The organism is Pseudoalteromonas sp. Angola-7 (genome assembly GCF_028599255.1).
Taxonomy (GTDB): domain Bacteria; phylum Pseudomonadota; class Gammaproteobacteria; order Enterobacterales; family Alteromonadaceae; genus Pseudoalteromonas; species Pseudoalteromonas atlantica.
The window spans coordinates 1-547 of the sequence record NZ_JAQREL010000040.1; the positions used below are offsets into that span (position 1 = coordinate 1).

Consider the following 547-nt stretch of genomic DNA (forward strand, 5'->3'; position numbering starts at 1 on the left):
CTAGCCTACTCACTTTCACATGGACAACCATCGCCATGCTTGCTTAGCCTTCTCCGTCCCCCCATCGCAATTATACCAAGTACGGAAATATTAATCCGTTTCCCATCGACTACGCCTTTCGGCCTCGCCTTAGGGGTCGACTTACCCTACCCTGATTAACATGGGATAGGAACCCTTGGTCTTCCGGCGTGCGGGTTTTTCACCCGCATTATCGTTACTCATGTCAGCATTCGCACTTCTGATACGTCCAGCATACCTCCCGGTACACCTTCAACCGCTTACAGAACGCTCCCCTACCACTCATCCTAAGATGAATCCGCAGCTTCGGTGCATAGTTTAGCCCCGTTACATCTTCCGCGCAGACCGACTCGACCAGTGAGCTATTACGCTTTCTTTAAAGGATGGCTGCTTCTAAGCCAACCTCCTGGCTGTCTGGGCCTTTCCACATCGTTTCCCACTTAACTATGACTTTGGGACCTTAGCTGGCGGTCTGGGTTGTTTCCCTCTTCACGACGGACGTTAGCACCCGCCGTGTGTCTCCCGGATA

General features: G+C 52.5%; 1 rRNA gene. It reads right to left on the bottom strand.

Annotated elements, in window-relative coordinates:
- A 23S ribosomal RNA gene (locus tag PSH50_RS20995) occupies positions 1-547 on the bottom strand; the annotation flags it as partial.